This window comes from Dictyobacter halimunensis (assembly GCF_036245075.1).
Genome location: NZ_BSRI01000001.1, coordinates 1336241 through 1349168, shown reverse-complemented (window position 1 = coordinate 1349168; position 12928 = coordinate 1336241). Strand labels below are relative to the sequence as shown.

Below are 12928 nucleotides of genomic sequence, written 5' to 3'. Positions count from 1 at the left end.
GACCACGGATATCTATCAGAACAGCACTGCTTTGGCGAGCAACGGTCCATTGCTCTAACGGAGCAATCACTTGCAGTTCATGTGTCTTTTGGGATATGCTCCAACACGGTTGGTGGGAGGGATACATACACCAACTTTAACCTTGCTCATTTTCGCGCTCTCTTTGGGTCAATCTCTTCTACTATGGAGAATCTCCAGTTCCTTTGTCCTCCAACATCGGGGAACTCAAGAAGGACAGGAATGTTTTTATCAGCCACCTTTACTGCTCGATCCATCCTTTTCAGGTCTGCTGCCTTTTCCTATGACGCGTACTCTTTTCTTTGGATCTGTATTCACGAATGGAGACGAAGACAAACGTCTTCTCAATGAAAGGACGTTGCCCTCTATGAAACGTTACTCCACATTGTAGCTTGCTTCGCGTAAGCGGCGGCAAGTTCTTTCAATTGCCTTCGATATCGTCTTTATTCCTCTTGCTGATTACTTGTTGCTTTCTGCTTCATGTTTCACTCATATTGCCTCCTCTTTTGTTTGCACCCTGGTTACTGATGAGAGAATCGTTGTGCCAACATACGAGAAACATTACTTTTGACGATTTTTTATGCTTGCTATTGCTGCTTGTACCAGTTTGGGTAAAGCCGAATCTGGAAAAGGATAGACGGAGCTGACGTTTATTTCGCACAAGAGGTAGGTATCTTCACCAGTCGCGGTCTTAGGCCCAAAGAGGAAGTCTGCATCCCAAATCACTGGCAACGCTTTCGTCTCAATAGTGAGGAGCTTTTGGAGCTGTGGGATCCACTCGGTTTCCATCGTTCTTCTCAAGGTTTGGAACTCTGGCTGCGATTCAGCAAAATAGATTCTCGGTTGTGGCTGGAGAGGTTCGGAACTACCCTCCGGTCGGAGTAAGGCAGTCACATACTGATGCCCGAAGCCAACCACCTCGTTTTGAGACACATAACAGCGGACCATACCATGAGGCATGGGAGAGTGAAAGGGCTGATCAATAATGTGCCCGGATGCCGCGAAATAGGTGTCACAGAGGTTCATGAATTCACTCAAGAGCATCTGCTTCTCCGTACTGTCGCGTAGCGCGTGCAGGACACGCACAACCGGATCTGGTTCTTGTGCGCGACTCTTATCAATCACCTCTACCCTCCAGACGCCAATCCCATTATTCCCACGATTTTGTTTCAGCACACGCGAAGCACCATGGGCGAGTCGGATGGGCAATTGCTGATGTAACTCCTCTTGGTTTCTATAGAGATGAATATCGCCTCCCCAACCCATTGCGCGTGTTTGAAAGAGCACCTCTTTTGTCCCCATTTTCACAATGACATCCGGATGGGTACTGACAAAAACGCCATACGAGGCAACTTCTCTCAGCATGTCATCAAGCACCGTCCGATTCGTTTCGTCTTGAACGGGATTCACCCACACAAGCACGCCATCGACGTCACGGAGTTGATGCCGTACCTCATCAACAAAAAGATCATTGTACACGGCAGGTTCGGCGGAAATATCGTAGCGTTCAAATTCTACAAAAATCTTTTGAAACCTGTTCTTTTCAGCTGTCATAGTGTCTCGTGCCTCACGGTCCCCATGCCAGAGAATCGCGACACGCGGCTTTTTCTTCAAGATCATACCAACTCCTTCTCTCCTGGGTGAAAAACAATCCATAGTATTGGGTCATCCATCACTACTGATTAGAGCGTGATCACATTCACCGCAAATGATACAAGGGTGAGGGACGCTCGTACCTGTTCAAAACGCGCATCATGCTCACCGTGTTTACGCAATGCTGCGTACATCCCCAACAAGACATATGTGGTCACGGGACACAACACATCATTAGGACTGATAGCGGGAATGGGATCAGCATTCAATGTCGGGGTGTTGCCAGCTGAACGCCAGGCCAGGACAGAGAAACCAGCTACCAGCGCAATGAGCATGACCTCACCGGGTGATCCTCCCTTGAAGTACTGGCGCGCTCCCAACAGCAGCAGGAGCGAGACCGCTGCCATAATGGCTGCCGTGAGAGCGATCTGGGAGAAGGAAAAAACAAGAGCCATCGCTATGTTCCTCCTATACTCTATCGTGTTATGCTGATTCTGCGGTGAGCTGTGCATAGAGCGCATCATAGATGAGCCGCCCGCGTTCCAGGGCGATGTCATCATCGGGACTGATCAGGCGTAGACCGCGCGTGATCATGTCCAGCCCCGGAGCAACTGGCTCCAGCATCACCTCCTGGACCACATCAGCCTCATCAATGATGCGCGCGATGCGCTGCAGTACAGGATCAGCCAGATTATATTCTTTGAGCATAGTGTAAAACGTACAATGTCCCCGGTGGTGTGACAGGCGTACCCCTGGGATATCGAAGGGCTCCGCTCCTTCGGGCAGCGGCACTTTCCCCACCGGCACAAACAGAAATTCGGCTTGCGGATCAATATATTTCTGGATCAGCCAGGCGCAGGCCATGCGGTCAACCCCTACCTGTTCCCAGGTTACCCACTTCATACGTCTCGTCCTCCTCGTGCTGTCAGGAGCTGGGTGCGCACCAGTTCCCCTCGCGCTGACTGAAAGTAGTCTTGCATCTTGACCTGTTGATATTTGCGTGACAGGGCGATCAGGTCGGCATCTTCTTGTCGCAGAGCATCCAGGATCTCCTGGTACACCGTATCCACTCGCTGCTGGAACTGCTGGATCAAGGCTTCCTCTTGCCCCATCAATAGTTCATGTGACACCCACACATGCGCATCACCTCCTAATTCGAGAATCTCCACCGCCAACCATTGCAACTGCTCCTGTGTCCATGGCGTGGCGGGCAAGACCCACACAGCATCGTGTACGAGCAAGGCCCCCAACCGTTTCAGCTTGCGCCAGACATAGGCACGATTGGAGGTGGGTTCACGCGGAACCTTGTAGACGAGCAGTACCCACGTCCGTGCTTGCCGTGCTTCCATTCGTATGCCTCCTGGCGGTGAAGAGTGGTGTATAGGATGCTCTCGCATGATCAAAAACGACGGAATATGACTTGCGTTATAGATTATAATAACCGTGGTTACATTGTACGGCGAGACAGCCAAAAAGACAAGGATGGAAGCAGCCATCTCGCTATCGTATTCACGCGGAAGGGATTTTAATGTCGAAGAGAGGGAAAGTGAATGATGAACAGACAACGAAAGCAGCGACGATCCTGGTTCCTGATCAGTATGTTGACCGGTAGTGGCATCCTTGTGCTGTTGCTCCTGAGTGCCTGTGGTGGAGCAGCAATAACGAGTCAGGCATCTGTACGAGGTAGAACAGGTACGCCGTCCCCATCCATCGATTGGAAGCAGGTTGATCAGGCCATGGGCAAGGCCGGCGTCATGCAGCCAGGAGGGGTTCATAAATATAGTTTTCCACGGACTGACCTCTCTGTTCGGATTGGCAATGCCTCACTCAAAGCAGGCCTGGCTCTGGGAACCCATGTTGAGTTTCTTCCGATGGGATCAAGTACGATGGTAATGGGAGACCTGGTGCTCACAGAAGATGAAGTCAACGGAGTCATATCCAGACTCCAACAGGAAGGTATCCAGCAAACCGCCTTGCACAATCACCTGTTAGGCGAGACGCCACGTATCCTGTATCTACATATCGAGGGGCAGGGAGACCCGGCCCAGGTCGCGAGAGGAATCCATGCGGCCCTGGCGCAGACCAAAACGCCGTTGACCACCCCTGTTTCCCCCAGTCAACCACAGCCACTCGATCTCGATACCAGGCAGCTTGATACCATTTTGAAGTACCATGGCAAGGCCAATGCTGGCATCTACCAGTACACGATCCCACGTGCGGAAAAGATCAGCGTTGATGGCATGGACATTCCACCTGCCATGGGCACAGCGACGGCGATCAACTTCCAGCCGACCGGAGTGGGAAATGCAGCCATTACGGGTGATTTTGTCTTGCTGGCACAGGAGGTCAACCCGGTGATCAAGGCGCTAAGGGAACATGGCATCGAGGTCACTGCTGTCCATAGCCATATGCTCACCGAAAACCCACGCCTGTTCTACCTGCATTTCTGGGCCAGCGATGCGGCGACCAGGCTCGCGCAGGGGCTACGGGCTGCCCTCGATCAAACCAGGAGTGCTCAAGCAAGCTAGAAACTGACACGTGGAGCAAGTTCTCCACGTGTCTTTCTTTGTGCTCTTTTTCTTCCTCTTTCTGTGATAGATTAATACATAGGGGGGATGTGTGAGGTATCTAACGACGCTGCTTCTTTCCGAAAAGGACCGAGAGGCGATCCAAACCATCCGACGCTCGAACCGATAAAGCATAGAAACGAGAGGAAAGAATTGAGACGTATTACTCCACCTCCAGGCGCGGTGCCGATCATGGCCATTGCTGCCCATCCCGATGATATTGAAAGTTGGTGTGCAGGCACCCTCGCACAGGCCATCGATCAGGGAGCCACGGTACGCCTGTTGCTTGTGACATCGGGGGAGCATGGATCCTCAGATCCACAGCGGCAAGCGCACGAGGTTGCCGCTCAGCGAGAGGAAGAAGCACAAAAAGCGGCGGCGCTGCTTGGTATTACTGAGGTGGTGTTTTTGCGCTACCCCGATGGAGATGTCGAAAACACTCGCGCCTTACGCGCTGACCTGGTGGCATGGACGCGCCGCTGGCAGCCTGCCGTCGTGTTTACCCACGATCCCGAGCATCCCTATCCATCCTACCTCTGCCATCGGGACCACCGGGTGGTTGGGCGCGCCGCCCTCGATGCGGTTTACCCCCTGGCTCGTGATCATCTTGCTTTTGCTGAACAGGTGCAGGCAGGGCTGTCACCGCATGCCGTCGGCGAGGTCTGGTTGTTTGCCAGTAGTGCCGCTGATGCATACGTAGATATCACCACTGGTTTTGAGCGGAAACTGGAGGCCCGGCTCGCCCACGAAAGCCAGACCGCTGACCCTCTTGCTTTGAGGGAGGGATGGAGAAAACGTGCGGCATCAATTGGAAGCGATGCTGGCCTCGCGCTCGCCGAAGCGTTTACGCGGTTGTCTCTCGATTGAGCGGCGCCAGTGAGGAAGCACGTGGCACGTTTCTTCACAGATAAGGCCACGTGCTTCCTTGTGTTCTCAGGCCAGGTGCAGCCTGCGTAGGGTTTGCGTATTGAGCGCCACAATGATAGTGGAAAGCGGCATCTCCTGTACATCCACGTTCCGCCACCCAGATTGAGGAACCCCCGGTCGCGAAATTTCTCTTTGCTGATTCGCGCATGGCCTGGTTGTGGCTGATTGTGCGTGTGTACGTGGCCTATGAGTGGCTGACTGCTGGCTGGGAGAAATTGACTGGCCACTCCATCGCCATTGGCTCATTTGGGGAAGCCACTGGTACCCCCTGGGTCTTTAATGCGCACGCAGGCACAGCGATTAAGGGATTTGTCAAAGGCGCCCTGGCGCTGTCTACCGGAGCGCATCCGTCGGTGCAGAGCTGGTATGCGGTCTTCTTACAGCAGGTGGTGTTGCCCAATGACACCGTCTTTGCCTACATTATCACCTTTGGTGAGATTCTGGTGGGGCTGGGACTGCTCTTCGGGGTGCTGACGGGCATTGCATCCTTCTTCGGGCTCTTTATGAACGTGAGTTACCTGTTTGCCGGGACGGTAAGCATCAACCCGGTGCTGGGTGTGCTGACGATCTTTCTGGTGCTGGCCTGGCGGATCGCTGGCTACTACGGTGGAGACCGCTATCTGTTGCCACTGATCGGCACCCCTTGGACGGGCTCATTAGAGAAGAGGTATCGTGAGCAACTGCGCGTCAATGGCTCACTGGCGAGCTAAAGAGGCAGGCCTACGAAGAGGTAGGAAGTAATGGTAGCACACAGGTAACAACGCCCCCGAGGAACATTGGGAGTTCCTCGGGGGCGTTGTCGCTTCTCCTTGGAGCTGCTCTCGATGCTCCGTCTGACATTGCTGAGCTATAAAGAGGATGTCTCGCTTTCTCTTCCTGATGCGAATGTGTCCTTGGCTATTGTTTTGGTGTTCGGGAGGGAACAGTATACGGATAAAGGTTTCCTCGTTTCATGCTCAAGATTCGCAATGTTCCTCTTCTTTCGTGCAGCGAGAGGCTCTGCAAAGATAGGACCATCATCCACCTCTTGTTGTTATGATCTTGCGTGTAATTGTGTTTATGCTCCTTGCTTTCTATCTCGCATTTCGTCACGTTAAACGAATCACCCGCGCTTGTTACTAACGGCATAAATCTATAATTCATTTACTTATGTTTTTACAATAAGGATAGAGGTATTAACAGGTAAAGTCATCTTGTGGTTCCTTTTTTAGACACCACAGACGTTTTCTACTGAATTCTTTTTTGTAAGGAGCACCTGGTATGCATAAACCCCTTGATACTGGTATGAGTAAAGTCCCTGCGCTGACTCTGGCTTTCTGGCTTATCAAGATCGCCGCGACGACATTGGGGGAAACAGGCGGAGATGCCGTATCTATGTCAATGAATCTGGGCTATGCTCTAGCTACAGCCATTTTTTTTGCCTGCTTCCTTGTCACCGTGGTCGCTCAAGTGCGAGCAAAACGCTTCCATCCATTTTTATACTGGGCTGTTATCATTGCTACCACGACGGCTGGGACGACCATCGCCGATTATGCGGATCGCTCGCTTGGCATTGGCTATGTCGGAGGTTCATTGCTCCTTTTCACGGTACTCATTGCTCTCCTGGGACTCTGGCGCATCTCGCTTGGCTCTGTGTCTGTTGATCACATTACATCGCCTAAAACTGAACTCTTTTATTGGGTAACCATTCTTTTCTCCAATACACTGGGAACAGCGCTGGGCGATTTTCTCGCCGATGCTTCTGGACTCGGATACGAAGGAGGAGCACTCGTTTTTAGCGCTGCACTGGTACTTGTTGCAGCGGTCTACATCTTTACAAGAGGGAGAGCGACAACCATATCTCGAACATGGCTTTTCTGGACAGCTTTCATTCTGACACGACCACTCGGTGCAACGGTAGGTGATCTTCTCACCAAGGCGCATGAGCACGGTGGTTTCAACCTCAGTCGTTTCAGTTCCTCCGCTGTTATCGCCTTTTTTATCATTTTCTGCATCCTGTTCACCTCGCAGAGAACGGCTCATCAACTGAGGCAGCGTGATTTGATCTCATAATTGGCTGAGACACATAGTATCATGGCTGTCTGTGATCATGACTGTCTGATGTCGCAACAATGCCTGAGAAGAGGGATACTCTGATCTTTTCAGGCATTGTTGCGACATCAGGCATAACGGTTTCCATGGTGGATTGCGTATTCCCCGCCTGTTCTCAGAGCAATAACGATCCAGCAGTCACGACTATCACCAGACATATCACCCCATAGTCGATTCCCCGCAGGCGCGCCTCGTGCAACGGTGTGCGCTTCCCATCGCTCTGATATCCACGGGCATTCAGGGCGGTGGCCAGTTCAGAGGCATGGCGGAGTGAGCTATGAAACAGTGGGTAAAAGAACATCGACACACTCTGAATGCGCTCCCGCCATGTTCCATGTTTAGTATCTGCTCCTCGTGCCATCTGTGCTTTGACCAACTGCTCTGCTTCGCTGAGAAAGGTCGGAATAAAACGGAATGCTAGCAACAACATCAAGGCAAAATCATCCACCGGCCACTTCCACCGTCGCAACGGCGAAAGCAACATCGTAATGGCTTCAACGAGAGCAACTGGCATGGTCGTCATTGTGAGGATGAGCGAGGAGAAATACAGAACGACAAAAACGGTAAAGCTGATCATCAGAATCCAGACGCTATGTTCGGTAATCCGTACCGGACCGAGAACCATCAGAATAGGGCTCTTTTGTGTGCTCCCAAAAAAGGAGAACAGGGAACTGGCAAACATCACAATGATCAGGAATCTGGTTCTGCGCCACAATTCACGCAGAGAGAGCCCTGAGAGCATCAAACCGCCCACGGCAAAGATCCCTGTGACGATGTAGGGGGCAAAATGCCATTGCCGCTGATTGGCGATCATCAGGATCACCACCAGCCAGAGCACGAGCACCAGTTTTGTTCTGGCCTGTAAACGATGCATGACGCTTGTCCCTGGATAGAACACACCCAGGGGAAAATTTTTGACCATCATCCTATGTTGTCTCACGTTTCTTTCTAGTGCAAGGCATCATTCTTCCATCTCTCTCATCTTTTTTTCATGGATTCATGGCTTTCCCCATGCCCCCTCGTGAGGCGTATCGGCGCGATGGGAGCGCGTTGGATGCGTGGCTGTGGCCTTGGAGCGGGGCAAACTGCTGGATAGGTACGTGTGCTCTGCTGATCTATGTGCTGGAATGTGTGTTTCTGTTTGAGCAAAAAGGCAAGCATTTCATCTACCGTGAGCAGGTCCAGGGGGACTGTTCCATCGCTTCTATGAAGACGAGCGAGCAGTTGTTGTAATGGTGGAACCGTCAGTCCCCACTGCTTCAGTTGATCATTGTGCGTAAAGATCTCCCGGGGCGTCCCCTGTGCCATCAGATGGCCCTGATATAAGACGCATACCCGGTCAGCAATGCGCGCCACTTCAGACATATCATGCGATACAATGATAATCGTGATACCTCGTTCCCTTTGCAGGCGTTGGAGGCAGGCGTAAAACTCCGCACGCCCCTCGCCGTCGAGCCCGATAGTGGGCTCGTCCAGGATCAAGATGGTTGGGGACATGGCCAGAAGGCCCGCCAGGGCAACTCGCCGGCGCTGCCCACCACTTAATGCAAAGGGAGAACGTGAGCCATAGTGCTGATGAGGGAGACCAACGCTATCCAGCGCGTCCTGCACACGCCCGCGTACTTCACGTCGTCTCATGTGCATGCGCTGTGGCCCAAAGGCAACATCGGCAAACACCGTCTGCTCAAAAAGCTGTGATTCTGGATATTGAAAGAGCATCCCAACCCGTTGTCGTAGCGCACGTAAGTCCTTACGACGATCCCCGACATTGATCCCATCCACCAGGACCGTTCCTTCGGTTGGACGCAGCAGGCCATTGAAGTGCTGCACGAGTGTCGATTTACCCGACCCATTGTACCCGATGATGGCCGTACAGCTTCCGCGTGCGATCTCGAACGAAATGTCGTCCAATGCTTTTCTCGACGACTGGCCCATCTCATATTGATATGAGAGATGCTCAACCTTAATAATTGGATTCTGCACCGATCAGCCCCTTTTCGATAGCGTCGATGGTCACGGCCTCAGCAGATAGAGGAAAGCCCGCGGCGCGCAACCGTGTGGTTAACGTGAAGGTATCAGGAATAATCAGCTTGAGTGCTCGCAACCGTTCAATGTCATGCCAGATCGTTGCTGGCGTTCCCTCCTGAACAATCTGGCCTTGCTCCATCAGCACGATCCGTTGGGCCTGCACGACTTCTTCTAACAAATGGGTTACGTGAATAATGGTCAGGCCAAATTCCCGGTGCAATCGAGAGAGCAGCGCAACGATGTCCTGCCGTGAGGAGGGATCAAGCATAGACGTGGCCTCGTCCGCGATAATGCACCGTGGCCGCAAGGCCAGGATACCGGCAATGGCCAGTCGTTGACGTTGACCGCCTGAAAGCTGGTGAGGCATCTGATGACGCGCATGCTCAAGACCAACTGCCGCCAGGGCAGCATCGACACGTTCACGAATCAGCGTTGCAGGAAACCCTTGCAACGCCAGGCTCCAGGCCGCATCGTCCTCCACCACCGTCGCGATGATTTGATTGTCGGGGTTCTGAAACACCATCCCAATCTGCTGGCGAATCGCCTGCTGCTGTGTCGCGTCTCTGGTATCCTGACCAGCCACAAGCACGCGACCACGATCGGGCAACAGGAGCGCATTACAGAGGCGCGCCAGCGTTGATTTCCCGCTGCCATTATGTCCCAGCAAGGCAATATATTCCCCCTGTCGAATCTGTAAGCTCACGTCCCGTAAGACTGCGGGGGATGGCGCATCTTTCTCCGCCTGTGTTTTTTGCAGTGGATAGGCATAGGTCACATGCTGAATATCGAGAAGCGGTGCATGGGCTGTGTTGTTTAGCTCCATCCTTCCCTCACCTTTCTGTGCTGTATACGCGACTTGAGCCTGCGGTAGCGAATACGCTGCGACCAGCGACGAAACGTCGGGCCTGGGAACGGCCGAACATCATAGCCTAGCCGGCGAACGGAAGCATTCGTCACCAGGTAAATGGCGATCACGATCGGGCACAGAACCACGCACAGCGCGGGATACAAGACATACATCCAATTGCTCACACCCCAGGTGATAAAACCATTCACCGGGGAAGAGATTTGCTGCTGCCAGAAGAGACCATGCCCAAGCCCGGCGGCTATCTGTCCCAGCAAGGCGAGAAGGCCATTCAATGTTTGTTGAACGCTCCCCACCATATCCTGGACGGTGAGACCCGTGAAGAAGAGCAGGAACATGACAAGCGCATAGCATGCCAACGCTCCCGCGAAGATGCCTAGCAGCAGCACAGGGCCATGCGCCCAACGACGCTTCATCGCGATCCCCAGAAACATACCGCCACATCCTTCAAGGAAGAGGAAAACCAGCGCATGCGGTCCCATCACAATAGCCGCCAGAAACACTGCTACTCCCATCCCCATCGCAGCCACGTACAGACCACGGCGCAAGACCAGTACCGCAAAGATAATAACATTGAACACAGAAAAGAAGACAGAGCCTGCTGGCATAACCAGAGCAATAAAACGCAAAACGACCGCAATATCAGCCAGTAATGCTCCCTCTGCAATCTCAATCGCTTGTAATGTTCGTCCCATTGTATTCCTCAATCATATATAAGCATATATACATATAAATAAAGGCTATCGATATGAGTCTAAGATTCGTTCATGAAGTGATGATGAAGACATACCCATACGTCCTACGTCGGGGACGGAGTAGTGATGAACCCGAAGAGGATTACCCATCGCTCTCAGAGCGATGGGTGGCTGGTACGTGTTTTCTCGGTGAGGGCGTCGTCAGAAAGACCATTTAATTGACTCTTCAGAGGGCTTTCTCCGACTTCTGAGTGGGATGGACCCCCTTCTCTCGCCAGTGCATGGGCTCGGGTGCTATGTCCGTTCTTTTTCAGCATATGCGCTTCGCGCGCGACGATCGTTTCGAATATGGCGCCAGATATACAGCGCAATCAGCACGAGCACGGCAACGACGATGACCCAGTCCAGGTAATGGAGTGGACCGCTGATCCTCGTGTAGTTGGTGCCCAGTTGATAGCCCACAAAGGTCAGCAGGAAGCACCAGGGCAAGGAACCTAGAAACGTATTGAAACTATAACTAGTTAGTTATAATCACTACCAATAATAGACCGGCTCCGCTTAACCTATCTCTGTATTCTCAAGCACCTGTGCATTGTTTCGGCTATTACCGGACCAGTCCCAGACGCGTATATTGTTCAGCAGGCGTTGTTGCTTGTTCCAGCAGCGTATGTAAAAGATCAAGCATGCGTTTCTGTTGTCCGAGATCCTTCAACCAGAGATTTTGTTCCTGATGTGGGTCCTTGCGCCGCTGAAAAAGGAAATTCTCTCGACTTAATGGCTCTATCTTCTTTGGCACGCGCCATAGCGGTACATCCACATTGGGCAAGTAGTGGCCATATTCTATGTTAGACAGGCGTGATGATGTTGTCCCAGGCATAATCATCGATGAATAATAGTACAGAGGGCCATCTTGTTCCGGCGATTTGAATAGCGTCCACTCTCCATCTGTGCAGCAGACACCCTGACCAAATGTTCCGTAGAGGAGCGCTTCATGCAGTGAATTTGTTGTTCCCGCCAGGAGAGGGAGCATGCTCCGGGATATGGTGCTATCCGGTGCAACTGTGATACCAACTGCATCCAGAACCGTCGCAAAGAGATCGATGGTTGTCGTTAATGCAGAGAGCGAACGCCCGTTTCCAGGATACTGCGGATGCCAGACAAGCAAAGGGATATTGGCGTGACTATCGAAATGTGGATATTGCTTCCCAAAGGCTCCCCGCTCACCCAGATCGTGACCATGATCGGTTGTGACGATGATCATGGTATCCTTCCACAAATCGAGTTGATCAAGCGTTTGTAATAGTTTCCCAAACCAGGTATCGACCATTGTTAATTTTCCGAGGTACTGCGCGCGAATAAAGCCCAGTTCTTCTCGACTTGTTGCCTGCATAAAACGTGCCAACTGGTTGCTGTCCTGATACGGAGGCCAGAGAGTGAATATATCACGCTCGTTGCCATTGCCATAGAGAGAAGCGTACGGCTCAGGGGTATGGAACGGTTCATGAACATCAAAGGATTCTACCTGCAAGAAGAAAGGGCGCCTGGCTGTTGCATGTTTACGCAGCCAGGATGCCGCTCCGCTCATCACTTTCGCTGGAAAGAAATCTTCTTCTCCTCGAAACTGTTTGACATTTGCATAATAGCGCCGCCCCTGTCCAGGTCGCCAACGCTCTATATTTTCAACCCAGTCTGGTAAGGCGTCATCATCTGCAGGAAGCGGTTGCCAATAATCTAGCTCGTGACCTCTGATGAATTCAGTGCTACTAAATGATTGGACATAGCCGTTCGCGGCCTCTTCCCAGTAATGATAATGGTCGGTTACAATGGCTGTTGTATATCCTTGCTGCTCAACCAATCTAGGAAGGCGTTGATCAAATGGTTCGAGTGGTCCCCACGGTCGCTTCATGAACTCCTGGGTTCCAGAGAAAATTTCGCGGCGTGCGGGCATACAGGGCAAGCTCCCCACAAAATGATTATCCATACGCCAGGCTTTGCGTGCAAAGGCACTAAGATTAGGCGTAGCGGCAGCCGTTGCGCCGTATGCAGCGAGCTGATGCCGGTTGAGACTATCAATTAAAACCAATAAAATATTCATACGCTTCTCTTTCTAGTCTTTCACGGTCCCTGCCGTGACATGAGTTCGG

The 12928-nt window shown here is 52.2% G+C and carries 14 protein-coding genes; 5 read left to right on the top strand and 9 right to left on the bottom strand.

Features of this window, described 5'->3' with window-relative positions; genetic code table 11:
• Positions 1-579: 579 nt before the first annotated feature.
• The 4 genes from AABA21_RS05475 to AABA21_RS05460 form a co-directional block, all read right to left on the bottom strand.
• A complete protein-coding gene (locus AABA21_RS05475) occupies positions 580-1638 on the bottom strand; it encodes a Cj0069 family protein (protein WP_338247987.1) in 1059 nt (352 codons plus the stop codon).
• 62 nt (positions 1639-1700) lie between these two features.
• Positions 1701-2066: a hypothetical protein gene (locus tag AABA21_RS05470; protein WP_338247986.1), complete on the bottom strand. Its 366-nt coding sequence runs from the start codon at positions 2064-2066 to the stop codon at positions 1701-1703.
• A gap of 28 nt (positions 2067-2094) precedes the next feature.
• The gene (locus AABA21_RS05465; protein WP_338247985.1) at positions 2095-2514 is read right to left on the bottom strand and encodes a chromate resistance protein ChrB domain-containing protein; all 420 of its coding nucleotides are present in this window, start codon (positions 2512-2514) and stop codon (positions 2095-2097) included.
• The gene (locus AABA21_RS05460; RefSeq protein WP_338247984.1) at positions 2511-2960 is read right to left on the bottom strand and encodes a Chromate resistance protein ChrB; all 450 of its coding nucleotides are present in this window, start codon (positions 2958-2960) and stop codon (positions 2511-2513) included. Before AABA21_RS05460 ends, AABA21_RS05465 begins: the two co-directional genes overlap by 4 nt.
• 201 nt (positions 2961-3161) lie before the next feature.
• Between AABA21_RS05460 and AABA21_RS05455 the strand changes: the two genes are divergently transcribed.
• The 4 genes from AABA21_RS05455 to AABA21_RS05440 all read left to right on the top strand — a co-directional run bounded on the left by AABA21_RS05455 (position 3162) and on the right by AABA21_RS05440 (position 7157).
• On the top strand, positions 3162-4139 hold the full coding sequence (locus AABA21_RS05455; protein WP_338247983.1) for a DUF1259 domain-containing protein: 978 nt from the start codon (positions 3162-3164) through the stop codon (positions 4137-4139).
• 192 nt (positions 4140-4331) lie between these two features.
• Positions 4332-5045: a PIG-L deacetylase family protein gene (locus AABA21_RS05450; protein ID WP_338247982.1), complete on the top strand. Its 714-nt coding sequence runs from the start codon at positions 4332-4334 to the stop codon at positions 5043-5045.
• A gap of 206 nt (positions 5046-5251) precedes the next feature.
• The gene (locus AABA21_RS05445; RefSeq protein ID WP_338247981.1) at positions 5252-5815 is read left to right on the top strand and encodes a DoxX family membrane protein; all 564 of its coding nucleotides are present in this window, start codon (positions 5252-5254) and stop codon (positions 5813-5815) included.
• Between the two features lie 550 nt (positions 5816-6365).
• Positions 6366-7157, top strand: coding sequence for a COG4705 family protein (locus AABA21_RS05440; RefSeq protein WP_338247980.1), 792 nt, complete (start codon positions 6366-6368; stop codon positions 7155-7157).
• Between the two features lie 154 nt (positions 7158-7311).
• Here AABA21_RS05440 and AABA21_RS05435 read toward each other — a convergent pair whose 3' ends face one another.
• The 4 genes from AABA21_RS05435 to AABA21_RS05420 form a co-directional block, all read right to left on the bottom strand.
• The gene (locus tag AABA21_RS05435) at positions 7312-8070 is read right to left on the bottom strand and encodes an energy-coupling factor transporter transmembrane component T family protein (protein WP_338247978.1); all 759 of its coding nucleotides are present in this window, start codon (positions 8068-8070) and stop codon (positions 7312-7314) included.
• Positions 8071-8174: 104 nt separating this feature from the next.
• Positions 8175-9179, bottom strand: coding sequence for an energy-coupling factor transporter ATPase (locus AABA21_RS05430; RefSeq protein WP_338247977.1), 1005 nt, complete (start codon positions 9177-9179; stop codon positions 8175-8177).
• Positions 9160-10047: an energy-coupling factor transporter ATPase gene (locus AABA21_RS05425; protein ID WP_338247976.1), complete on the bottom strand. Its 888-nt coding sequence runs from the start codon at positions 10045-10047 to the stop codon at positions 9160-9162. Before AABA21_RS05425 ends, AABA21_RS05430 begins: the two co-directional genes overlap by 20 nt.
• On the bottom strand, positions 10038-10784 hold the full coding sequence (locus AABA21_RS05420) for a DUF2232 domain-containing protein (RefSeq protein WP_338247975.1): 747 nt from the start codon (positions 10782-10784) through the stop codon (positions 10038-10040). Before AABA21_RS05420 ends, AABA21_RS05425 begins: the two co-directional genes overlap by 10 nt.
• Positions 10785-11132: 348 nt before the next feature.
• Here AABA21_RS05420 and AABA21_RS05415 point away from each other — a divergent pair, with 348 nt between their 5' ends.
• Complete coding sequence (locus AABA21_RS05415) at positions 11133-11282, top strand: hypothetical protein (RefSeq protein ID WP_338247974.1); 150 nt, start codon at positions 11133-11135, stop codon at positions 11280-11282.
• 106 nt (positions 11283-11388) lie between these two features.
• On the opposite strand, the gene AABA21_RS05410 is transcribed toward AABA21_RS05415, so the two are convergent.
• Complete coding sequence (locus tag AABA21_RS05410; protein ID WP_338247973.1) at positions 11389-12879, bottom strand: sulfatase; 1491 nt, start codon at positions 12877-12879, stop codon at positions 11389-11391.
• Positions 12880-12928: the final 49 nt, after the last annotated feature.